The following is a 23,854-nucleotide window of genomic DNA, read 5'->3' as shown; positions in this document are numbered from 1 at the left end:
ATCAGGGCCGGTCCGGATGGTTCAGGAGTGGGTCAGAGAGCAAAAGTGGCGTCGATCATCAGCAGAGGCCGGGGTAGCAGTGACGGTCAACTTCCGTCCGCTAGTCAAAGTAATCATTTTCCCAACCTCCTTTTTCCGGCCATTACAGCCTGCTGTGGCATTGTCCCGGCTGACTGACCGGAGAATGCGCGCCTGGTTCCCGGCGGGTCGCTCTGGGAACAAGATATAAGCTACCCCATCAAGATGGAGTTTGACCAGTGCAATTCGCTAATTTGCCAAAAGTTTTTCTAAATTCGTTCTTTAGAGGCCCCAGCGCACAATTGCCGGTGTGCGCTTATCCCAACCAAGCGTGCAGACCTTGGCCGTCCCAAGAATGAAATGACGGCCTTCGCGGGCATCCATTTCCAGCCAGCGGGCGGTCAGGATGCGGGAGAAATGACCGTGCGCAACCACAAGGACATTGTCCATTCCGGATTCCAGGACGCGCCCGATGATCTTGTCGGCACGGGCAGCAACCTCGTCCAGTGCTTCGCCGTTGGGCACGCCGTCGGTCCAGATGAGGTAATCCGGGTTGTCCTTGCGGATGAGGTCGGAGCTGATGCCCTCGTAGTCGCCGTAGTTCCATTCCACGGCCAGCGGCTCATGGACGGCCTCCGGGTAGCCTGCCAGTTCCGCGGTGCGGCGGGCGCGGCGCAGCGGCGAGGTCAGGACGAGGTCGAAGTCGATGCCTTCCAGGACCTTGCGAGCCTCGACGGCCTGCTGCTCACCCTCAACAGTGAGGGGGAGATCCGTCAGGCCGGTGTACTGGCCGCTCTTGGACCATTCCGTCTCGCCGTGGCGAAGGATCCAGAGTTGCGGACGTGGGGAAGTCGCAGCGTTCATGAGGGCTCCTCAGTTTCGGTCAAAGGCTCGACGACGGCGGACTCGGGTTGCGCTTCCCACCAAGCCAAGAGTTTCTGCTCGGCTTCCTCCGGGGAGAGTGGTCCGTGTTCCATGCGTTCTTCGAGAAGGAACTTGTAGGCCTTGCCAACTACGGGTCCGGGCTTGAGCCCCAGGAGTGCCATGATCTGCGCTCCATCGAGGTCAGGCCGGACGGCCGCCAGCGATTCCTGCTCCAAGAGCGCGGAAATGCGATGCTCAAGGTCATCGTAGGCGAAGGACAGACGGTCGGCCTTGCGCTGGTTACGCGTGGTGACGTCGGATCGGGTGAGGCGGTGCAGGCGTTCGAGCAGGGGACCGGCGTCGGTCACGTAGCGGCGGACCGCCGAATCGCTCCAGCCGGCATCGCCGTAGCCATAAAACCGCATATGCAGTTCGACGAGGCGGGACACGGCTTTGATCGACTCGTTGTCGAAACGCAGCGCCTTCATCCGTTTTGCCGTCAGCTTGGACCCCACAACGTCGTGGTGGCGGAAGCTGACCGCGCCGCCCGGTTCGAAACGGCGCGTAGCCGGCTTGCCGACGTCGTGCATCAATGCCGCGAACCGCAGCACAAAGTCGGGGCCGGGCACGGGACCGTCAGGGCCTGTTTCCAGTGCGGCGGCCTGCTCCAGAACCTGCAGCGAGTGCTGGTACACGTCCTTGTGGCGGTGGTGCTCGTCAGCTTCCAGGCGCAAGGCGGAGACTTCGGGCAGGACGAACTCAGCGAGCCCCGTGTCCACCAGGAGGTCTATGCCCACGCGCGGGTGCGCTCCGTTAATGAGCTTGACCAGCTCTTCGCGGACGCGCTCCGCGGAAATGATCTTGATGCGGTCCGCCATCTGCGACATCGCGAGCCGGACGTCGTCGTGAACCGACACGCCGAGCTGGGAAGCGAAACGCGCCGCGCGCATCATGCGCAGGGGATCGTCCGAGAAGGAGGACTCGGGGGCGCCCGGCGTGGCGAGCTCGGAGGCGTGAAGGTCGCGGACGCCGCCGAAGGGGTCCACCAGCTCCAGGCTGGGCAGCCGCAGCGCCATGGCGTTGATGGTGAAGTCGCGGCGAAGGAGGTCGTCGGTCAGTGAGTTGCCGAACGCCACCACCGGCTTGCGTGAATCGGCGTCGTAGGCCTCAGCGCGGTAGGTGGTGATCTCGATCTGGAAACCACTCTTTTTCATCCCGATCGTGCCGAAGGCGCGGCCGATTTCCCAGAAGTTGTCCGCCCACTTCTTGATGACGGCAATGGTCTGGTCCGGTGTCGCGTCGGTGGTGAAGTCGAGGTCCGGGGATGTCCTCCCCAAGAAGAGGTCGCGCACGGGTCCACCGACCAGGGACAGCTCATAGCCGGCATCGACAAAGCGCTGCCCGAGGTCGAGCACCACCGGATCGATGGTGAAGTTAACAGAAGAGCTGTCCAATACGTGCGCCATAGTTCCTTAAGCTTGGCAGATTTTTGCGCAGCAGTGGGCCACTGTTCCATGCGAAATCAGGCATGCGTCCGCGGAGCGTCTCCTGCAGTCCATCTTGTGGCCATGTCCCGGTCATCACTCCGGGGCAAGAGTCGTTAGAGTGGACCACATGGCCAACCCGATCCCGAGCGCTCCTGGCAGGAGGACAAACGCACCGTTGCCGTCGGCAATCGGTGCGCACGTCGCGCCTGCCCAGCAGCACCCGGTCCAGGCCTCGCTTCCCACAGTGGAGGAAGTGTCGGCCGGCGGCGTTGTAGTAGACACGTCCGACGGCGAACTCCGGGTTGCGATCATCGCCCGCCTTAATAGGGGTGGCCGGCTTGAATGGTGCCTGCCGAAGGGCCACCCTGAGGGTCGAGAGAACAATGAGGAAGCTGCCGTTCGCGAGATCGCCGAGGAAACCGGCATCGAAGGCAGCATTCTGGCACCCTTGGGCAGCATCGATTACTGGTTCACCGTGAGCGGCCATCGCGTCCATAAAACCGTGCACCATTTCCTGCTCCAGGCGACGGGCGGCGAGCTGACCATCGAGAATGACCCTGACCAGGAAGCCGTGGACGCCGCGTGGGTTCCCATCCAGGAATTGGCCCGCAAATTGTCCTTCCCGAACGAACGCCGCATCGCCGATCTGGCACGGGAAGTGCTGCCAGAACACCTCTGACCTGGGTACGTGGGACGATAAAGGCGATGTCTGAAGCCAAAACCACCCAGTCCGTTCAATCCGGAGAAGCACGTTCCAGCGCCATCATGGCCGCAGGAACGCTCGTTTCCCGGTTCCTTGGCTTCGCAAAAACGTGGATGCTCGGCGCCGCCCTTGGCTTGGGTTCCACGGTCAATGACACGTTCATCAACGCCAACAACCTGCCCAACCTGATCTTCCTGTTGGTAGCGGGCGGCGTTTTCAATGCCGTCCTTGTTCCCCAAATCATCAAAGCCAGCAAGGCCCCGGACCGCGGCGCGGACTACATCAGCCGACTCTTGACCCTGGCCGTGCTGGTCCTGCTGGCGTTGACAGCCCTGGTGACGCTCGCGGCGCCACTGGTCATTGACCTCACCACCCAGGGTTATTCCGAGCAACAAAAGGCCCTGGCCGTAACGTTCGCTTTCTGGTGCCTCCCACAGATCTTCTTCTACGGGCTCTACGCCATGCTCACCCAGGTGCTGAACGCCCACGGCGCGTTCGGCCCGGCCATGTGGGCTCCCATCCTGAACAACCTGGTGGCCATCGCGGGCCTGGGTATGTTCATCTGGATCCTGGGCGCAAACATCACCAACCCACACACCGTGGACAACTGGGGGCCCACACAGACATTCCTGATTGCCGGATTCTCTACCTTCGGCGTGATCGCCCAGACGGCCATCCTCCTTATTCCTGTCTTCCGGCTGCGCCTTGGCCTGCGTCCGCGCTTCGGTTGGCGCGGGGTTGGGCTCGGCCAGGCCGCCAAGCTGAGTGTCTGGACGCTGGCGACTGCCGCCGTCGGGCAGTTGGCGTTCCTGTACGTCATGAGGATCGCCACCATTCCCGGTGCTGAACGCCTCCGCCTGAGCAATGCAGGGAATACTGTTGCCGCGGCTGTCCTGCCCGGTAACGCCGTCCTCGAAGTCGCGAGCCAGCTGTACCTGCTGCCGCACTCGATCATCGCGTTGTCCCTGGCGACCGTCCTCTTTAATCGCATGACACGCGCGTCCCAGGACGGCAACAAGGGCGAGCTGCGCGATGCCCTGTCCCACGGCCTTCGCACCATGGCCGTTGCCACGGTTTTCGGTGCCTTGGCATTGTTCGCGCTGGCGGGTCCGCTGGGCATGTTCTTCTCCGGTGGCGAAAAGCAGGATGGCGTCATGCTGGCCCAGACGCTCACCATCCTGGCCCTCAGCACGCCGTTCCTGAGCGCCAACTTCATGATGTCGCGCGTGTTTTACGCCAACGAGGACGCCCGCACGCCCTTGTACGTCCAGCTTTGGTTGGCCGTCATTTACGTGGTGGGCGCGTTCTTCATCCAATTCCTCCCCGTCGGCCAGATCATCTACGCAATCGCGATCCTCTACACCTTGGGAAACATTCTTTCCGTGGTGATCAGCGTGGTGTTCCTGCGCCGCATGCTGGGTCACCTGGACGGCCCCCGCATCGCCAATTCGTACATCCGCATGGGCTACGCGGGCTTGGGTTCCGCGTTGGCCGGTGCTGCTGCGCTGTGGCTCCTTGGCAGCTACCGCGCCGACGGCTTCGCGTGGAGCAGCCGCCCGGCCGCTCTGGTAACCGTCGTCGTCGTCGGGCCCGTCATGCTGCTCGCCTATTTGGTCCTGTTACGCGTCTTCCACGTCACCGAGCTTCGTGACCTCCTCCGACCGCTCATGGGGCGTTTGGGCCGTGGTGCACCGGCGCCGGTTTCCGGGGAGGTCGCAGAACCCACGACGGCGGCGCGCGCCACGGTCTCGGACGACACCGGTTTGATTCCGCGCATCTCGGGCGAGTTCGACGCGACGTCCTACCGGGCCGGCCCTGCTGTCGAACGCGTTGCTCCGGTGCCCAGTACGGAGGCTCCGGACGCGCCGAAAACCTACTTGCCGGAAGAGGACGCGCCCAGCACGGCCCGGGGCGGCAAGTTCAGGCCGCAGGTCCCGTTGCCGGGTCGACGCACATATCAAGGGGACGCCGGACGCAATCCCTACTTCCCAACGCGCGGAAACCACCGGAAGTGAGCCGGTGCCGCCAACATGGGCGGCGGGCATCAATCGGCTAGGCTAGAAAACGAATACAGGTAGTTGCAAAAGCGGTTGAACCGGCTCGCCGGGCCGGCCGCGTGCAGGACCCGCAGCTCCCGGACAGCCTAGGAGGAACACGTGTCCCACCCGATCGACGTCGGATCAGTACTTGGCGGCCGCTACAAGGTCACGGCCAATGTGTTGACCTCGCATGACCAAGATCAGGTGCTCGACGGCGTGGACCAGGTCCTCAACCGTCCCGTGAGCATCCTTGTCGCCGGTCCCGGAAACGCTGAACAGGTAGCGCAGAGCGCCCGTGAAGTCGCCACGGGGGAGCGCCCTGGCCATGTCCAAATCCTGGACCTTGGCGTCAGCGACAACACCACGTACCTCATCACCAACCACAGCACCGCGCCTGATTTGCTGGATCTGGTGGTTGCCACCAACCCGCCGTACATCGAACCCTTCTTCACGGAGACGCTCGGCAGTGAGATCTTCGGCCAGGCTCGCACCTACGAGCCCGAAACGTACGACGGCCTGTACGAGGACGATGAGCACGACGCCGAGTACATCCAGTACGACGAAAACGGCTACCCCATCCCATCCGAGGACGACACCCAGCAGGACGCCACCGGCTCCCAGGCCGGCAACGTGCCTCCCATGCCTTCTTCCAGCCCGTCGTCGTCCAAGAGCGGCATTGCCGGCAAGCTTGCTGCTGCCGCGGGTGCCGGAGCAGCCGGACTCGCCGCGCTGAAGAACTCGGCTTCCAAGAATCACGACGCCGGTGCAGCTGCCGGCTCGGGTGCTGCTGCGTCCAGTGCTGGCGCGGCTACCCCCGGTATTCAGGCTCAGCCGCCCACTCAGGCCGTCACATCCCAGCCGGCTCCGTCTGCTCCTGTCGCGCCGGCCCAGCCGCCAACACAGGCCGTCACTGCACAGCCGGCACCGGCACGTGAACCGGCTGAGCCCAAGGTTTCCCTGTGGTCCGAAGAGGACTACGGCTTTGCCGGGGGAGGTGCCGGTGCTGCCGGTGCTGCTGGTGGTGGCGCTGTTGGTGGCGCCGCGGCCGCTGCGCGAGGTACCTCAGACTCCGCTTACGACCGTGCCCCCACCAGTTTCCCGGCGTCTGCCGCTGTCCAGGAAGACTACGACGACGAGGAAGTCTACGAGGACGACGTTCCAGAGAAGGAGCCCCGTTCGCTCCGCTGGCTCGTCGGCGGCTTGCTGGCTGCCGTGTTGATCGTGGGACTTGTCCTCGCTGTCACCAACCTGGGCAGCCTCCTTCCCAGCGGTGCGCCCGCAGCCACGCAGAACACGTCTGCGCCCCAGACCAACAGCACGCAATCCGAGGAACCAACGCCTTCGGAGACTGCGCCTCCGGCCGTACCGCCTGCCATTGCTGGGATTACTCGTCTTGGTGACTTCCCCTTCGCCGCAGAGTATGACAAGGACCTCACAAGGGCTTTTGACGGCAACGCAGCAAGCTACTGGTCAGACATGGAGTTTGCCACGGCCGACTGGGGTGGACTCGTCACCAACATGCCGCTGGTTATTGAGCTCAAGGAAAAGACTGAGGTCAAGTCCGTTGTGTTGAACCAGTTGGGTGGATCCGGCGGCAGCATAAATGTTTACACCAACGACAGGCCGGCCATGGACGGTGCCAAGCTGGTAGGCACCAACAGCTTCACGTCCCCGGAGTTGACCATGCCCCTGGCGGCGCCCACGCAAACGCAGTACGTCATCGTGGATATCAAAACGCTCCCCAAGCTGGCTGCACCGAAGACCCGTTTCGGATTCGGCCTGCGCCTGGCTGAGGTAACTGTTCAGTAGTTCGTTTCTCTTTGTCTCGCACAGTGGGGGCTCCCAGTCACGGGAGTCCCCACTTCGATTTGCCGTGTCCCCAGACGGTACCCTGAATGATGGTGGCTTTTAGGTCCCCAACTCCAACGGAATATTTGGGGCGTAACCGGGGTTGAGTCAGGTGGCTGCCCCGAAAGCCGCAGCATCGACTAAGGAAGAGGTTCACGCCACGTGAGCATTGCAGAAAACAGCGCATCGCAGGTGCGTGACGTCATCATCGTAGGTTCAGGCCCAGCTGGCTACACAGCCGCTGTTTACACCGCCCGTGCCAACATGAAGCCTCTGCTCATTGCCGGTTCAGTCACCGCTGGTGGCGAACTGATGAACACCACGGACGTAGAGAACTACCCCGGCTTCCCCGAGGGCATCATGGGTCCGGACCTCATGGAGAACTTCGAAAAGCAGGCCGCGCGATTCGGCACCGAGATCCAGTTCGAGGACGTCACTGAACTCGATCTCGACGGCGACATCAAGACTGTGACCATCGGAACGGGGGAGACCTTCCAGGCGAAGGCCATCATCCTGTCCACAGGTTCGGCCTATCGCGAGCTCGGCTTGGCCAACGAAAAGCGTCTCTCAGGCCACGGCGTTAGCTGGTGTGCAACCTGCGACGGTTTCTTCTTCAAAGATCAGGACATCGCGGTCATCGGCGGTGGCGACTCCGCTATGGAGGAAGCACTGTTCCTCACCAAGTTCGCAAAGTCTGTCACAGTGGTCCACCGCCGCGATACGCTCAAGGCTTCCAAGATCATGGGCGACCGCGCCCAGGCACACGAGAAGATCAACTTCGTCTGGAACACGGCCGTTGAGGACGTTTTGGGTGGCGACAAGGTCACCGGTCTGAAGCTGAAGAACCTTGTCGACGGTACCGAGTCGGAATTGGCAGTCACCGGCGTGTTCGTGGCGATCGGAAACGATCCCCGCACGGACCTCATCAAGGGCAAGATTGACCTGACGCCCGAGGGGACCATCGCTGTGGAGGGTCGCAGCTCCCGGACCAACATTAAGGGTGTGTTCGCCGCAGGCGACGTCATCGATCCCACCTACCGCCAGGCCATCACGGCTTCGGGCTCCGGTTGTGTGGCTGCCCTCGATGTTGAGCACTACCTCGCAGACCTGAACTCCTAAGCTGCATCCAAGCAACCATACGAAGGGAAAAGTTATGAGCAACGCAAAAGACGTAACTGACGCAAGCTTCAGCACGGATGTCCTGGCTTCCGAGAAGCCAGTCATCGTGGACTTCTGGGCAGAGTGGTGCGGCCCCTGCCGCAAGCTTGGCCCCATCCTCGACGAGATTTCCGTTGAATACAGCGAGAAGGTTGACGTCGTAAAACTCAACGTCGACGACAACCCCGGCATCGCGGCCGAGTACGGCATCACGTCCATCCCGGCCGTGTACCTGTTCAGCGGGGGAGAAGTTAAGAGCACTGTCATCGGCGCCAAGCCGAAGCAGTTCTTCGAGAAGGAATTTGCGGACGTCCTGTCCTAGGGTCAATTCCTGATCCTGATTTATCGAAAGCCGGCGGTTGCCACTCCTGACGGGGGCGGGAACCGCCGGTTTTCTGTTATTTTCGGCATAGTGAACCTAATACGGTCACTTTTCCGGGGTCAGTTGCCGTGGAAGGCTTCATTTTCGGTACTTTGGCGCTTTTCAGTTCTCCCTACCTGGGGTAGGCCGGAATCCGCCGACCCACCAAACCCTCTCTCACCAACCGGGCCCACCCACCAAACCCTCACTCACATCCCTTTCCTTCAAGCAATGTGAGGCACAAGTTCCGGGCTGGTTGTGAGTACTTCCGTCGGTCTGCAGTGCGGTCAAGGACAGGGCCGTAATTCTCAGGCGGTCTAACATTTGACCCGCTAATCCGAGCAAACACACCTGCGCCTGAGCCGTTATGCAATATGTCGACTCCGGTACGGCTCTGCGCAGCCACGGATCCGTGACCTTGGTTCGGGGGGAACTGGCTGCTGATTAGAATGATCGATACCAGATGCGACCCGGATAGCAGAAGTGGTGCCAGCGGCCAAGGTCTTATGGGGATGAGGGGAACGCGATCATAGCCCTGTAGATTCGCGCACGAAACCCGGCGAACCACTTTTAGTTCTGTGGGGGCCAGAAGTCGCCAAAGTAGAGGCTACTCCGGAGGTCCGAATCGCCCTGTTCTGTTCATGGCGATCCGAGAGATGCAAGCGAAAACGGCAGTGCAATGGCACGGAGGGCTACGCCAAGCACCAATAGCAACGGTCGATCAATGAGCTGCAGTAAGAGGAATTCGATCCCCGTCTCGACCGAAAAGGGTTGTAGCGAACTTGTTACTCAAAACCGATTTCCGTAGGCGCCTCATTCGGCGGCTCTTGTTTGCAAAGCCAGGTTTGGGGGACCGCCCCCTTTGATGTTGCCGGGAACTACTTCTGGATCCCGTCGCGTATCCCGGTGACCGCTCCCGGAACTGTTTGCGAACCTACGGTTACGCGTGGTCGATGCCGCACGAAACCTGAATTGCCGGGCGAGAATCGAATCCAATGCGTGAGTGTTTCACGTGAAACACTCATCCTGGCCAACCGCGACTTACCTTTGAATGCGCTACACCTCAGTTCAAGAGTGTTTGCGCACACCACCTTCTGCAGTGACGCAGTTGCGCGGAGCAAAATAGCTGCCCGTACTCAGACTCGGAACCAAGCTGAGCTCAGCCGGACACCTTCTATTTCAACCTCTCGTAGGGGCCTGATGCTTATGCTGCCGGCTGCAGGTGCGAGACGATTCTGTCCGCCATTGGGCCAGCCCGAAGACTTCTGAGAGCCACGACATTCATCGCCATCAAAGGGACCGAGGGTCAATGTTTGTACGAGCTCCCATGTGACTCAAACACTCGGCGGCCTGTAAACCACACTGAGAACAGAGATTTGAGGAAACGAGCGCAGTCCCATTCCCTTGGGATTGCCTCGTCGCGCTCTTCCGGGTGCAACGCACGCCATCAATGCGCCATCACGAGGCCCGGGATAGCCAAGGGGAAGGTGAGATCGACATTGGTGAGGGGCTGCAATAGGGGATAGAGGCCACGGACTCCGAACAGATCACACGTCGATGTGTGCACTCCTGCGACCGAGCGCGATGCATTGCGCTCACCCAGCCGGCTTCGACTTATCCGCAAGCAGATCAAGTTCGAAACCAGAGTCCACCCACCTTTCGAGTGCGAGTCCTTCTGGAGTCATTGTTTCGTCGCCGTGCCCTGTCTGCAGCTCGCTATGACACTCGGATTCAACTCTCCGGTTCGGGACTAGTCGTGTTTCACGTGAAACACTCCTAACCTTCCCTCGGCAGGTGCGTTCGTATTTGGCCTCCCCAGGAAACACTTATGATTCTTCAGTATTTGGGTGCTGAAGTCAGCTAGCACAAAGCGATCCTCTTCACAGCTAAGAGGCTGCCAGCGTCCACCATGCTGGTACTGTCAGGTCCATCGAGTCCCGTTGCGTATCCATCGCAAATACGAAGATCCGACGGGCGTGGCTGACCAGCCAGGACTGAAACGATTGAGCTGCACGTAGCCCCTCCAACCATCGGCGCCACACCGCTTCCCAAATCGAACCCCTCACCCCACAGGTGACGACGCAGAAGGTGGACTGGACGTACAAGTCGCCACGGACTGTAGGACTGGGGGCAGGGCCAGCGCGCGCATGCATGCAGCCCACCCAGCTGTCCCTAGGAAAGGCGGTAGCAGCTTAGACTGTCTGCGGTGGGGCATCTCTAGGCCAACCACGTGGGCGAGCTCATCGCCGCTCCCACGCCCAAGTACCCACACCACCGGACATTCGCATCGATGTTCACTTGAACCTGCGATGTTTCACGTGAAACGCGGATCCATCTGGGTCGGCCCCGTTTCACGTGAAACAATGCAGCCCCCAGGTCGAACCCACTGTGAAGCCTCCCGCAGACGGAGACGGTATGTACGCGATCCAACTCACGGCCAAGGATCAATTGTCCGCGTTCTCTCCAAGGTTCAACCATGTCCGCAACTCAAAGTCACAGTCCCCGAGCTGAGTTGAACTGGGCGATCCTCAGCGCCCACCACGGCCCGGGGAGATGGGCAAGCACATCGCTTCGCGCGCAGCTGCAGGACGCCTCACAGATAGGGCGCAACACTGACAATGCCAGCGCGTGCGGCAAACGCCCTACAAGACACAGTGCATGCCCCCAACACACGGTGCCCATGGCAAACCACTGGGACGCCGGGATGGGTAGTCTCTGGTGTAGTCATCCATCGTGGACAACTGTCCGAGACATCGGATGACTGCATGTCCTCGATGGGGACTGTCGCCTAACTCCGTACCGCCTACTTGCCTTGACTTTGCCACTAGGACCTCAGTCGGTCGGCAGAGTGGTCACAGCAGTTCAACGCAGGCACATCGTCGTGCGGAACCCAAACACCAAACCAACTTCCCGAAAACGGGATAAGGAGGTCAGAGAGAACCAGACCTTGGGGCCGTGGCGACTGAAACGCGTGTCTAGGCCCACGGTTGTCCACCGTTCCACCTACCCCGATACCAAAGTTGTGCACAATCTTATCCACAGGCTTATCCACTGCCCATGATGTTGTTCACAGTGCCCTTGGCCATCACCGGTGATTCGATGATGGCGCTTCCGAACTTGCCGGCTGGAAGCACCGCAGGGGACCGCTGTAGCGTCTTGGCGGACCCTGACTGAAAGTAGCTCAAAATCAGAGGAATATGGTGTTAAACACAGTCACTTAGGCCCGTAGACCCGGGCTGCGAGGTCCGCCTCATACACAGCGTCCTCATCAACGGATAGGAACGAGGCGAGAACTGTCGTACAGGCCAAATGACCCTCCCAGGCTCGGAGAAATTCGGCAACTTACTCACAGAGTTATCCCCATTGTTATCCACAGGGATATCCACCGCAATATGCACAGTCGTGACGATCGTATGGTCTGCTGGCAGGACGCTTAGGCAGCCGTCGGTTTCACGTGAAACATATAGCAACTTGGGAGCATAAGGGAGACGACACTGCTCAGTCCAAATCTTCCCTCTGCTAGCGCAGAGAGGCACATGCTCTTATGCGAGACACAGTGAGCAGGAGAGGGAGCTGTGCCCGCACGAACGACATCGGACCATTCTGAGAGCGGTCCTCTGCTATGCGTACCGGCAAGCCCGTTGCTGAGCGTTGGACGCCGGGTTGTCATCTCTCAACGTTCGTCACTGTTGCGCTCCGACGGACTACTCGTCCGCGAGTGTGCATCCTTGCAAGGGAGGCCTATTATGCCCCCGAGTCTTAGGTATGGTAGCCAGAGTCATGCTGCAGTGACTGAGGCGGGCTAGTGGTGTCACAACCACCTTTGAGGACACCAAAAGCCGTGACGCCCCAAAGTCACCAAACCAGTGTCACTCAGATGGCCGTCACAACTAAGTACGGACAGCCATCCACGGCGCGCGGAACACGCAGCGAAGCCAGTCCCTGACGACTTCGCCAGAAGTGGCATACTGTTGCCGCCACATCGAATGCGCGGTGGCTCCCTTCAAGTGCAAACACATACTGGGGTCCTCAGCAGGTGGTGAAGTCCCCGAAGACAGCTAGGTGGGCCATGGCATCTGTCCGTGGTCCTCCACTGGATTAACCCGGGCCAGCAAAGGGGTTAGCCTAAGCTGAAGTCATCTCCATCTTGCCCCTCATCGGAAGGACGGCATCACCCCAGCCAGGAGGGTCCGAGGAGTGTACCCACTCGGGCGTCGACGTCCCACTCTCTCCTGACACAGCTTCCACTAGGCCTTTAGCAGGGCGCACGGCGTGCCGCGATCGCGATCAGGCCCAGTACCAGCGGACAACGTCTAGTGTCGGCGCACAGACCGGCAACACGACAAATGTGGCTGCCACAGTCGGACCCCGGAGGCTTCGTTGGGGCATCTTCTTCATCCACTGCCATTCAGCCGAGAAGCGCTGACCGCAGTCAGTCCGTTGAATGTCGAACAGATGTAATTCGCGCTGGTTGGCACAGCGGTAAAGTCTCTGCAATATTCGGTGACCCGCCAGATGCGCCGCTTGAGCCCGTGCCGCCCTACTGTCGGAACCTGGAGGGCAACCCATACATGGGACCTCATCTACGGAACCAACCCGAGTTGAGGTGACCCGAGATCGCGCTGCTCCCCACTGGCCCTCGTGCCTAACAGACAGGGGAGCGGTCCAGCATGGTGGCAATGCACAGAGCTGACCATCCCAAATAGTACCGGTACGTCTCACTACGGACCTCGACTACCAACCGATGATTACAGATTCCCGTGAATAGGCAAGAATCCCTCATAAGGTTTCATACACAGACATGTCGGCTGCCTGTTTCACGTGAAACATCGACGACGCCGAGTTCATCGGCACATCTTGAGCAAACCAGGCCCAAACGTGAAGTGTCAGGACGATCACTGAGACGCTCCACGATGCTCTGTCCGAGGATCAACGACAAAGCTCCCTCGTGTTCCACCAAATTCTTCTGATCGAACACAAACCCTCCAGGCTCCAACGCTCCGTGATGGGTTAGATAACGCCCGGTGATGGCACCTACGCGACGAGTGGAGGCACTGTTTCACGTGAAACATCGACCTCATTCACATACGGCGCACGCAGGCAGGGTGACCCTCAGTCAGGTACTCGGCTAGAGCTCACGAAAACGGTACTCAGAGGCGGAAGTATCGACATTGCTATACATCGGCTACCGGTACTTGCAGAACAAGCATCCAATCCCGACCGTCTGGGCAGCATCCACCCAGCACAGAGCTTCCTGCCTTCTTGACCTCACCCAAATGTAGTGCCGAACAGTTAGGGAATGGGCGCAATAGCCTCACAAGCGTACAAAACCGTGGCCCTCCCCAGGACCCACTCCGCCGCCGCCACCACCAGAGGTTCAGCATTGGAGACCGTGGTGCTGGTGGTACTTGTCCCACCTGGGGCCCAGAACTCATCACGATACCGCTATCTGGTGACGAGATTATGGCAACCAGTGATTGCCCGCAACAGTTTCACGTGAAACATCAGGGGGACAGCTCCATTCGCCGCAGTGGATACCAGCGAGAGGGCCCTGCATGGCCCAAGCCAACCACCCTTGCGCAATGATATGGATCGCATTGCATTTTCGTTAAGAAAAGCGCTGTTCGCGCGCAAAGGGAAATCCTTCTACGATGCGCTCTCCCTCCAACAACTGCACCGTGGGTGAAGACGCCAGAATCAAGGGTATTCCGCAAGGTACTCTCGTGCCTGTCCGCTTTGTGAATAAGCGAACACATAGGCCCCATGTCTCTCATCACGTGGTTCAGAGTGCAGCACCTCGGCCCTGGACGCGGTACAAACCAGCCAGCTGGCGATCCTACGCGCAAACAGGACGGTTTGATGGTTCACCTCAACCGGAGATTCCTGCGAGTTACCACGTTTTATCGCGTTTTTGCAGGCTGGTTCTAGTCGGATGGGATTCATGGCTATCAGCCCCAGTTTCACGTGAAACATTATGACGACCATAGGTACACGAAGAGATGCAAAGACTGCCGGCCCGAACAATCAACAGCGAAGCAGTGCCGGTCGAACAGCCTGTTCCAAATAGAGGAATCTTACTGAGATTTCGCACAAAAAATGGGGCCTACTCGAAGAGTAAGCCCCATTCAGTTGAAAGCGTATCAATTAATCCTCGGCACCAGGTCCAAGTACATCCATGATGCGGTTGAGGTCCTCGACGCTGGCAAACTCAATGCTCACGCGGCCTTTACGCGCACCCAGGGTGATCTTCACGTTTGTGTCCAAACGATCCGAAAGGGATGACGCCAAGTAGTCCAAGCGCTCGTGGCGCGCGTTGGCCTTCGGGATGCTGCTCTTGGCAGGGGTAGTGGGATCTTGATAGAGAGCCACTGCCTCCTCTGTAGCCCGCACGGACATACCTTCAGCCACAATCTTCTGTGCCAAGCGCTCCATCGCTGCCGCATCCGGAAGTGCAAGGAGAGCCCGTGCATGGCCGGCCGACAGCACGCTGGCAGCTACCCGCCGCTGAACCAAAGGCGGGAGCTTCAGGAGGCGAAGAGTGTTGGAGACCTGGGGCCTCGATCGACCGATGCGGTCTGCAAGCTGCTCGTGCGTGGTCCCGAAGTCTTCCAGGAGCTGCTGATAGGCTGCGGCCTCTTCCAGGGGATTCAGTTGGCTGCGGTGCAGGTTCTCCAGCAGAGCGTCGCGGAGCAGGTCGTCGTCGGTAGTGTCGCGGACGATTGCAGGGATGGTTTCCAGTCCCGCGGCCTGCACTGCACGCCAGCGACGCTCTCCCATAACCAATTCATACGGTTCTCCATCCTTTTCGGTTGAAGTACGCACAACAATTGGCTGGAGAACGCCGATTTCCCGGACAGAGTGGACCAGCTCGGCCATGTCATCTTCATCGAAGACCGAACGCGGCTGTTTGCGGTTCGGGTGGATGTCGCCTACGGGAATCTCGGCAAAGCGAGCACCGGGAACCTCCACCAACTCTACGTCCGCGGCGGAGCGAGCGAACGACGTCGTTGCTGCAACTGCGGATTCCGAATCGTCCACCGTCAGATCAGCTGACGCGGCAGTTCGCTTAGTGGCAGGCTTGGCTGGCGATGACTTAGCGGTGGAGGGCTTGGCCGGGGCCTTGGCGGCCGCACTCTTGGTCTTGGGCGCTGCAGCCTTACCAGCGGCCGGCACTGCCGTATCCGGTTTTGACTCTGCCTCGGCAGCTGAGACCTGAAGCGGAGCTTCCACTGCCGGATCTTCTGTCTTCCTGGCTTCCGGGAAGAACAGGTCCACTGGGCGGGATGGTGCGGCGCCGTTTCCCTGGGCCGCGGCCGAGCTAGGAATGAGAGCCCCAAGACCCCTGCCGAGGCCCCTTCGCTTTTCGCTCATTGATTCATCCCTCCGATGAAATAGCCGAGCAAGGCGCTGCTCAGGCTGTTGCAGTGTTTCAAGAATTCTAGCGTTCAGCGATTTCGGCGGCGGCTTCCATGTAGGACAGCGCGCCGCTCGACGAAGGATCGTAGGTCATGACCGTTTGCTGGTAGCTCGGCGCTTCAGAGATGCGCACGGAGCGCGGGACCACAGCTCCCAAAACTTGCTCGGGGAAGTGCTGGCGGACCTCGGACGCCACCTGCGCAGCCAGGTTTGTCCGGCCGTCGTACATCGTCAAGAGAATTGTCGAGACCACCAGGTCAGCGTTGAGGTGCTTCTGGATCATCTCGATGTTCTTGAGGAGCTGGCTCAGGCCTTCGAGTGCGTAGTACTCGCACTGGATGGGAATGAGGACTTCACTCGCGGCACAGAACGCATTGACTGTCAGCAGTCCCAGACTCGGTGGGCAGTCAATGAAGATGAAGTCCAGTCGGCCTTCACCGTTCTTCTCGCGCTCCTTGGCATAGACGTCGATGGCGCGTCGAAGCCTCTGCTCGCGGGCGACCAGGGAAACCAGCTCAATCTCTGCGCCGGCGAGGTGAATGGTCGCGGGCGCACAGATCAGATTGGGAATGTCGGGGCACGGAGCCACAACGTCCTTCAACGGAAGGTCATTGATCAGGACGTCGTAGATGCTGTCCACGTCGGCATGGTGCTCAATGCCCAGAGCTGTTGAGGCATTGCCTTGGGGGTCAATGTCGATCACCAGCACGTTGAGGCCGGCAGAGGCAAGGGCGGCAGCGATGTTCACCGTGGTGGTGGTCTTTCCAACCCCACCCTTTTGATTGGAAACCGTGAAGATACGGGTCTTGTCCGGCTTGGGCAGTTCCCTGCCAATCAAGCGTTCGCGCCGACGGGTCTCGTTAGCCAATTGACGGGCGATGGGACTCGAATCATCAATGGAATCCATCACGTTATGCACTCCATCAACTACGGTTTCACGTGAAACTGCCGCATTATCAACCGAATCAGTGCGCACTATCGCAGACTGGAGAGACGCAGAGGGTGTAGCCATGGCCCGCGCGGACCCCAAAGACATAAACGGGGGGATTCGCTGCGTGGAGGTTTCACTACTGCCCACTGGTCACACTCTCACTCTCATTCGGCGCTTGCTGCCGTTCTCTAGCCTAACTGCTCAGCCGCCGACACGCGGGAAACCGAGCGGGTCTCAGACTGTCTTTCCGGGCTTGTTGACGATAATCCTCACCACGGTGGTGGGTTCCTCCAAAAGCTCCTGTCCACAAACCACAACGGACGTTTCCACGCCGCCAAGTTTGCGGATGACCTTCTTTGCCTTCTCAATCTCCTCGGCGGCACTGCGACCCTTGATGGCCACCACTTCACCACGGCCGTTCAACAGCGGAATCGTGAGGCCTGCCAGGTTGGAAAGAGCAGAAACCGCCCGGGCGGTAACAACATCTGCGTCCACCATTCCGACAGCGAGCTCAGCACGCGTCCTCATGATGGTGACGTTGTCCAGGCCGAGGTCATCAACGACTTCCTGGAGCCAGATGACACGACGTTCCAGCGGCTCAATCAGGGTCAGTTCCAGATCCGGGCGGGCAATCGCCAGGCAAAGGCCCGGCAGGCCTGCCCCGGATCCGACATCGGCGACGTGGCTGTCCATGGCAATGGCGGATTCAATGACCGCACAGTTGAGAACGTGCCGGCTCCACAGACGCGGAATCTCGCGAGGGCCAATCAGGCCGCGCTCGGTTCCTGACGTTGCCAGGTGTTCCACGTAGCGCCTGGCGAGATCCAAGCGCTCCCCAAAAATCTTCTCTGCCGCTTCCAGTTCAGCTGCGGTGATGTCAACCATGAGCTGCTAGTCAGCCGAGACGACGATGTGGCGGCCAGCGCCTTCGCCTTCGGACTCGGAAACAAATCCGAGGTCGGCCACGGCGTCATGAACGATCTTGCGCTCGTAAGCGCTCATCGGCTCCAGGGCGACGGTACCGCCGTCGGTCTTGACCTTGGCCACGGCGTCTTCGGCAATCTGCTGAAGAACGCCGGCGCGCTCCTTGCGGTAACCGTTAATGTCCAGCACCAGGCGCGAACGGTTTTCGGTGGCAGAAAGAACAGACAGGCGGGCCAGCTCCTGCAGTGCTTCCAGGACCTCACCGTCGCGTCCTACGAGGCTGTCCAGGGCTGCAGACTCTTCATCGGCGCCGATGGAGATGTACGTGCGTCCATTGCGAACCTCAATGTCGATGTCGCCATCGATATCGGCAATATCAAGAAGTTCTTCGAGGTAGTCGGCCGCGATGTCGCCCTCTTCTTCCAAGCGGCTGGCCGTCTTGGACTGGGTCTCTTCCGTGGAGACTTCCTCGTCTTCAGTCACAGCGGCAATAACTTCTTCAGTGCTCTCGGCAGACATTACTTCTTCTTCCTGTTCTTACGTTGTGGCTGGACGCGCTGGGCACGGATTTCGGCTGCTGCAGCGGCAGCAGCTTCGGCTTCAGCAGCAGCGTCCGCGGTCTTCTTGCCACCCAGCAGCGGCGGCAGGCCCTTCGCGGCGCGTCGCTCCTCCAGTGCCTTCGCAGCAGGTGAGCCGGGGGTGGGCATACGGCGGATGACAAAGAACTGCTGGCCCATGGTCCAGAGGTTGGTTGTGGTCCAGTAGATAAGGACACCGATCGGGAAGTTGATACCACCGATACCGAACACGAGCGGCAGGATGTAGAGCATCATCTTCTGCTGGCGCATGAATGGGCTGGCCATGGCCTCTTCGGACATGTTCTTGGCCATGATCTGCTTCTGGGTGATGAACTGCGATGCCGTCATGGCGACGATCATCACGATAGAGAGAATCCAGACTGCGACCTCGTTGCCACCAGCACCACCGTGGAGCAGCGATGCAGAGAGCGGAGCGCCAAAGATGCTGGATTCATCGAACTGGACAACCTGGTCGGCACTCATTGCCCCGATGCCCTTGCCGGTGTTTCGGGCCGCGGTGATACCCGACAACACCTGGAACAGCGCGAAGAAGAACGGCATCTGGATCAGCATCGGCAAACATGCCGAGAACGGGTTGGTCCCGTGCTTCTTGTACAGCGCCATCTGTTCCTGCGCCATGGCCTGGCGGGAGAGCTGATCGGTCTTGCCCTTGTACTTGGTCTGAAGTTTCTTCAGGTCCGGCTGCAGCAGCTGCATGCCGCGCTGAGCCTTGATCTGCTTGACGAAGACAGGAATCAGGGCGGCACGGATCACCAACACGAGGCCGATGATGGACAGAGTCCACGTCCAGCCGTTAGCGGCGGGCAGGCCAATGAAGCTCAGTCCCTCGTGGAAGCCAACCATGATGATTGACACCAGCCACTTGAACGGAAACATGATTGTTTCAAAGAAGTCCATACGATATCCCTATTCGTTAGGCCGCCGAGCGGCCTTCTTCATCAGCCTGAGCAGCCAGGAACTGGTCCGGATTGTTCAGTACAACAATTGTGGGCGTCCGGCCTTCGGGCCAGTGACGGTGGCCGGCGGGGACATGGTCCACTCCACCGGCATTCCAAGGGTGGCATTTGGCGAGCCTTTTGGCTGCGAGCCAGCTACCCTTCACGGCGCCATGCACCGTTACTGCTTCCAGCGCGTACGCCGAGCAAGAGGGAAAGAAACGGCAAACCTGGCCGTACAGGGGCGAGATGACCTTGCGGTACGCCTTCAGCAAAAGAATAAGAATGTTGCGCGGCAACTCCCAAAGGAAGGTGCCCACCGCAGCGGACAGATTCCTTGAGGGAACCTGTCCGGAGGGCGCGCTTGAAGAAGGAACGACGGCGGTGCTTATGTCATGCACGCGGTGTCCCTTCCGTTGTGGTGCCGTTGTGTTCAGTCGAAGCGTTGCGTGGAACTGAGCCACCCAATCGCTTCGTCGTCACTGCCAGTGCGGCGTTGTAGTCAGAGAGCAATTGCTCCCAGCTGGCAGATGCAGCTGAGGGCAGTGCCCGGACCACGACCGCCAGACCCGTTCCATGCGTGTGCAAGGAAAGTGCGCCTGCTTCTCTCAGTCTCCTCTTAACGAGGTTCCTGGTCACGGCGTTCCCGACGGCTTTGGAGACAATGAAGCCGATTCGACTCGGCTCCCCGGCCCCGATAGAGGCCGTATATAACACTAAGTTCCGGCGTCCATTGCGGACGCCGGAACGTACAGTTGTTGAAAAGTCGGTAGACGTCCGCAGACGGTTAGGGGTGGCTAGCACCGTAAAACCCGCAAAAAGACCCTGACCGACAAGTCAGTTATTTACGCCGACAGTTCGACGCGGCCCTTGCCGCGACGGGCAGCCAGGATGGCGCGGCCGGCACGGGTGCGCATACGAAGGCGGAAGCCGTGCTTCTTGGCCCGACGGCGGTTATTCGGCTGAAAAGTCCGCTTGCTCACGTTAGTTACTCCAGTGGATCAAAGGTGCGCCCACCCGATCAAAAAGGGGAAGAACTGGCCGACGCTAAGTTTTGTATGTGCCTGCCGCCGTTGCCTTCCGTACGGTGAACGTACGGACTTACAACTGATCTCAAAAGCGGACACAAAGGACTTCACAACGTTAGGGCAAAAAGGCACCCACAGTCAAACCGGGAGCCTGCCGCGACTCTATCCACAGCTGTGCCCAACTACCGTTCCCAGCCTGTGGATGAAGTGGCTCACAGGCCTGATTCCAGAACCACAACGGTGTAATTATCCACAGGCAACTTCCCAGCTATCTTCTAGCGATTCCATCCCCTAGAGTGGCTCAGTAGCCCAATGTCCACCCGCTGTGTATAACTCTGTGGATTATCGCCCAGAACAGCGCCGCCGGAGACACTTCGGCTGCCAGCAACGCCGGCAAGCAAGTATTTAGGAACTGATTGATGACAGTAGACGAAGCCAACCACGCCAACACTGTCGGAAGTTCCTGGCGCAGGGTGCTGAGCCTCATGGAACAAGACGACCGGGTCTCACCCCGTCAGCGCGGTTTCGTCATCCTCGCCCAGGCACAGGGCCTCATCGGTTCCACCTTGCTGGTGGCCGTTCCCAATGAACTCACCCGCGAAGTCCTGCAGACGCAGGTCAAGGATGCCCTGGACGATGCCCTCCGCAGCGTCTTCTCGGATGACATCCGATGCGCCATCGATGTAGACACCGATCTGGTGCCCGTCCACGCAGAGCCGGAACCCGTCGTCGAGCTGTCCGCAGTATCTGACTTCGCCGAGCCGAAGCCGCAGCCCACTCCGCCCAGCACCTCGCATGAGTTTGGTCGCCTGAATCCGAAGTACATCTTCGACACCTTCGTTATCGGTTCCTCGAACCGTTTTGCGCACGCGGCCGCCGTCGCCGTCGCCGAAGCGCCTGCCAAGGCGTACAACCCGCTGTTCATCTACGGTGACTCGGGTCTCGGCAAGACGCACCTGCTGCACGCGATCGGACACTATGCCCGCCGGCTCTACAGCGGCATCCGGGTCCGCTACGTGAACTCCGAAGAGTTCACCAACGACTTCATCAACTCCATCCGCGATGACGAGGGCACCAGCTTCAAGACCACGTACCGCAACGTGGACGTGCTTCTGATTGATGACATCCAGTTCCTGGCGGGCAAGGACCGGACCCAGGAAGAGTTCTTCCACACGTTCAACGCCCTGCACAACGCCAACAAGCAGGTTGTCATCACCTCCGACCAGCCGCCCAAGATGCTCGCCGGCTTCGAGGACCGCATGACGTCCCGCTTCGAGTGGGGCCTGCTGACGGACATCCAGCCGCCGGAACTTGAAACCCGCATCGCGATCCTCCGCAAGAAGGGCCTGAGCGAAGGTCTCTCGGCACCGGACGACGCCCTGGAATACATCGCGTCAAAGATCTCCAGCAACATCCGCGAACTCGAAGGCGCCCTGATCCGCGTCACCGCGTTCGCAAGCCTCAACCGCCAGCCGGTGGACGTGGCCCTGGCTGAAATGGTCCTCAAGGACCTCATCACCGATGACGGTGCCCAGGAAATCACGGCAAAGCAGATCCTCGACCAGACGGCTGACTACTTCAAGCTCAGCATGGAAGAGCTCTGCAGCAAGTCCCGCACACGTACGTTGGTGACCGCACGACAGATCGCTATGTACCTGTGCCGCGAACTGACGGATATGTCCTTGCCGAAGATCGGACAGGAGCTCGGCGGACGCGATCACACCACGGTCATCCACGCTGACCGCAAAATCCGCGAGCTGATGGCAGAGCGTCGTGTGATTTACAACCAGGTCACCGAGCTGACCAACCGGATCAAACAGCAGCAGCGGGACTCCTGAATTCAACATCGCGCCCGGCACTACATACCTTATTAAAAGGTGCATGTGGATAAGCCTGTGGATACTTAAGGGGACAAGCGCGGTTAATGGGCTTAAAACCCTTAAGCCGTCTGTGGATCGTTAAAAACCGGCCTGGGAGTTGTCCCCATCCACACCCTGTTTAAAACCCAGTTAACGCACAATCCGTGAACAGGGCTTAACCCGAAACGGCGGGGTGGGATCGGGTTATCCACAGTTTCCACAGCAGTTATTAACACTACGAATCCCAAAAAATTGAAATCCCTCAAATAACAATCTCGTTCTGCCACCCACCCGACCATCCCGATGACAGACCAGCGGCCTGGCCAATGCCACCTTCCAGCTGTCCACATAGGAGGGCTCCGGCCGGTCGGGGATGGGTTAATCGCGGATCTTCCGGCTAAGCTGTCAGCAGCGCTCCCATCCCTGGGTCTGTTTGTAGTTCGCTAAGCGCGGACCATGCAGGTTCCGGTGCCGGACTGCGAAGATTTAGCGGCTTCCAAGCAGGAATCCGCAGCTACTACATGGCAGCAGCAATGAAAGGCGGCACCCCTCCGTGAAGTTCAGAGTCGACCGCGACGTCCTGGCAGAAGCCGTTACGTGGACCGCGCGGTCGTTGTCTCCGCGGCCGCCTGTACCTGTGCTTTCCGGCCTCCTCCTCAAAGCCGAGGCTGGAACAGTCAGCCTCTCAAGCTTCGATTACGAGACCTCCGCCCGCTTGGAAATTCCGGCAGACATCGCCGTGGAAGGCACCATCTTGGTTTCGGGACGCCTATTGGCGGATATCTGCCGAAGCCTCCCCTCCGCTCCCGTCGAAGTTGAGACTGACGGCAGCAAAGTCACGCTTACCTGCCGTCGGAGCAGCTTCCACCTGGCCACCATGCCCGAGGGAGAGTACCCGGCGTTGCCGGCATTGCCGGCCATCAGCGGCACCTTGCCCGGAGATGCCTTCGCCCAAGCTGTTTCCCAGGTGATCATCGCTGCGAGCAAGGACGACACCTTGCCGATCCTCACCGGTGTCCGCATGGAGATCGAGGACGACCTCATCACGCTCCTGGCCACGGACCGTTACCGTCTCGCCATGCGCGAAGTACCGTGGAAGCCCGTCACTCCCGGCGTTTCGACGAGTGCCCTGGTCAAGTCCAAGACGTTGAACGAGGTAGCCAAGACCCTTGGCGGCAGCGGCGACATCAACCTTGCTCTCGCGGACGACGACAGCAGGCTCATCGGTTTCGAAAGTGGCGGACGCACCACCACCTCACTCCTGGTGGACGGCGACTACCCTAAGATCCGCTCGCTTTTCCCGGACTCAACTCCGATCCATGCAACGGTCCAGACCCAGGAATTGGTTGAAGCAGTTCGCCGCGTTTCGCTTGTCGCCGAACGAAACACTCCGGTCCGTCTCGCTTTCACCCAAGGACTGCTGAATCTCGACGCCGGTACCGGCGAAGACGCGCAGGCTTCCGAAGAGCTGGAAGCCCAGCTTTCCGGTGACGACATCACTGTTGCCTTCAACCCGCATTACCTCGTTGAGGGCTTGAGCGTCATCGAAACCAAGTACGTTCGTTTCTCGTTCACCACGGCCCCCAAGCCGGCTATGATCACGGCCCAGGCTGAAGCGGACGGCGACGACCAGGACGACTACCGCTATCTCGTGATGCCGGTCCGCCTCCCCAACTAGCAGGAA

17 protein-coding genes are annotated in these 23,854 nt (G+C 59.9%); 7 read left to right on the top strand and 10 right to left on the bottom strand.

Annotated elements, in window-relative coordinates:
- Positions 1 to 300: 300 nt before the first annotated feature.
- Both GVL04_RS04890 and GVL04_RS04885 read right to left on the bottom strand, forming a co-directional pair.
- Positions 301 to 882, bottom strand: a complete 582-nt coding sequence (locus tag GVL04_RS04890; protein WP_159700390.1) for a histidine phosphatase family protein — start codon at positions 880 to 882, stop codon at positions 301 to 303.
- Positions 879 to 2,348: a CCA tRNA nucleotidyltransferase gene (locus GVL04_RS04885; RefSeq protein WP_159700387.1), complete on the bottom strand. Its 1,470-nt coding sequence runs from the start codon at positions 2,346 to 2,348 to the stop codon at positions 879 to 881. The genes GVL04_RS04890 and GVL04_RS04885 overlap by 4 nt, the downstream gene beginning before the upstream one ends.
- A gap of 196 nt (positions 2,349 to 2,544) precedes the next feature.
- On the opposite strand from GVL04_RS04885, the gene GVL04_RS04880 reads away from it, so the two are divergent.
- The 5 genes from GVL04_RS04880 (at position 2,545) to trxA (ending at position 8,439) form a co-directional block, all read left to right on the top strand.
- Complete coding sequence (locus tag GVL04_RS04880) at positions 2,545 to 3,048, top strand: NUDIX hydrolase (RefSeq protein ID WP_026541026.1); 504 nt, start codon at positions 2,545 to 2,547, stop codon at positions 3,046 to 3,048.
- Positions 3,049 to 3,074: 26 nt separating this feature from the next.
- Entirely contained in the window at positions 3,075 to 5,087 is a 2,013-nt protein-coding gene (gene murJ / locus GVL04_RS04875) for a murein biosynthesis integral membrane protein MurJ (RefSeq protein ID WP_159700384.1), read from the top strand.
- A gap of 141 nt (positions 5,088 to 5,228) precedes the next feature.
- Positions 5,229 to 6,920 (top strand): ABC transporter substrate-binding protein, encoded by a 1,692-nt coding sequence (locus tag GVL04_RS04870; protein WP_159700381.1) that lies wholly within the window; start codon positions 5,229 to 5,231, stop codon positions 6,918 to 6,920.
- Positions 6,921 to 7,121: 201 nt separating this feature from the next.
- Complete coding sequence (gene trxB, locus GVL04_RS04865) at positions 7,122 to 8,078, top strand: thioredoxin-disulfide reductase (RefSeq protein WP_159700378.1); 957 nt, start codon at positions 7,122 to 7,124, stop codon at positions 8,076 to 8,078.
- A gap of 34 nt (positions 8,079 to 8,112) precedes the next feature.
- Positions 8,113 to 8,439 (top strand): thioredoxin, encoded by a 327-nt coding sequence (gene trxA, locus GVL04_RS04860; protein ID WP_159700375.1) that lies wholly within the window; start codon positions 8,113 to 8,115, stop codon positions 8,437 to 8,439.
- Between the two features lie 6,183 nt (positions 8,440 to 14,622).
- On the opposite strand, the gene GVL04_RS04855 is transcribed toward trxA, so the two are convergent.
- The 8 genes from GVL04_RS04855 to rpmH form a co-directional block, all read right to left on the bottom strand.
- Entirely contained in the window at positions 14,623 to 15,849 is a 1,227-nt protein-coding gene (locus tag GVL04_RS04855) for a ParB/RepB/Spo0J family partition protein (RefSeq protein WP_159700372.1), read from the bottom strand.
- Between the two features lie 67 nt (positions 15,850 to 15,916).
- Positions 15,917 to 16,972, bottom strand: coding sequence for a ParA family protein (locus GVL04_RS04850; RefSeq protein WP_235036162.1), 1,056 nt, complete (start codon positions 16,970 to 16,972; stop codon positions 15,917 to 15,919).
- Positions 16,973 to 17,059: 87 nt separating this feature from the next.
- Entirely contained in the window at positions 17,060 to 17,710 is a 651-nt protein-coding gene (gene rsmG, locus GVL04_RS04845; protein WP_159700366.1) for a 16S rRNA (guanine(527)-N(7))-methyltransferase RsmG, read from the bottom strand.
- Between the two features lie 6 nt (positions 17,711 to 17,716).
- Complete coding sequence (locus tag GVL04_RS04840; protein WP_159700363.1) at positions 17,717 to 18,268, bottom strand: R3H domain-containing nucleic acid-binding protein; 552 nt, start codon at positions 18,266 to 18,268, stop codon at positions 17,717 to 17,719.
- Positions 18,268 to 19,245, bottom strand: a complete 978-nt coding sequence (yidC, locus tag GVL04_RS04835; RefSeq protein WP_159700360.1) for a membrane protein insertase YidC — start codon at positions 19,243 to 19,245, stop codon at positions 18,268 to 18,270. Before yidC ends, GVL04_RS04840 begins: the two co-directional genes overlap by 1 nt.
- 16 nt (positions 19,246 to 19,261) lie before the next feature.
- Positions 19,262 to 19,615 (bottom strand): membrane protein insertion efficiency factor YidD, encoded by a 354-nt coding sequence (gene yidD, locus GVL04_RS04830; RefSeq protein WP_235036173.1) that lies wholly within the window; start codon positions 19,613 to 19,615, stop codon positions 19,262 to 19,264.
- Positions 19,616 to 19,676: 61 nt separating this feature from the next.
- A complete protein-coding gene (gene rnpA, locus GVL04_RS04825) occupies positions 19,677 to 20,087 on the bottom strand; it encodes a ribonuclease P protein component (RefSeq protein WP_159700354.1) in 411 nt (136 codons plus the stop codon).
- A 41-nt stretch (positions 20,088 to 20,128) separates the two neighbouring features.
- Positions 20,129 to 20,266 (bottom strand): 50S ribosomal protein L34, encoded by a 138-nt coding sequence (gene rpmH / locus GVL04_RS04820; RefSeq protein ID WP_011776797.1) that lies wholly within the window; start codon positions 20,264 to 20,266, stop codon positions 20,129 to 20,131.
- Positions 20,267 to 20,730: 464 nt separating this feature from the next.
- Between rpmH and dnaA the strand changes: the two genes are divergently transcribed.
- Together dnaA and dnaN are read left to right on the top strand one after the other, a co-directional pair.
- Complete coding sequence (gene dnaA, locus GVL04_RS04815; RefSeq protein ID WP_026541014.1) at positions 20,731 to 22,149, top strand: chromosomal replication initiator protein DnaA; 1,419 nt, start codon at positions 20,731 to 20,733, stop codon at positions 22,147 to 22,149.
- 574 nt (positions 22,150 to 22,723) lie between these two features.
- Positions 22,724 to 23,848 carry a DNA polymerase III subunit beta gene (gene dnaN, locus GVL04_RS04810; protein WP_159700351.1) on the top strand — a complete coding sequence of 375 codons (1,125 nt, stop codon included), beginning with the start codon at positions 22,724 to 22,726 and terminating at the stop codon, positions 23,846 to 23,848.
- Positions 23,849 to 23,854: the final 6 nt, after the last annotated feature.

The sequence above is a fragment of the Arthrobacter sp. 18067 genome (assembly GCF_902706295.1).
GTDB lineage: Bacteria > Actinomycetota > Actinomycetes > Actinomycetales > Micrococcaceae > Arthrobacter.
Note: the sequence above shows the minus strand (reverse complement) of the source record. Positions and strands in the feature narration are given on the sequence as shown.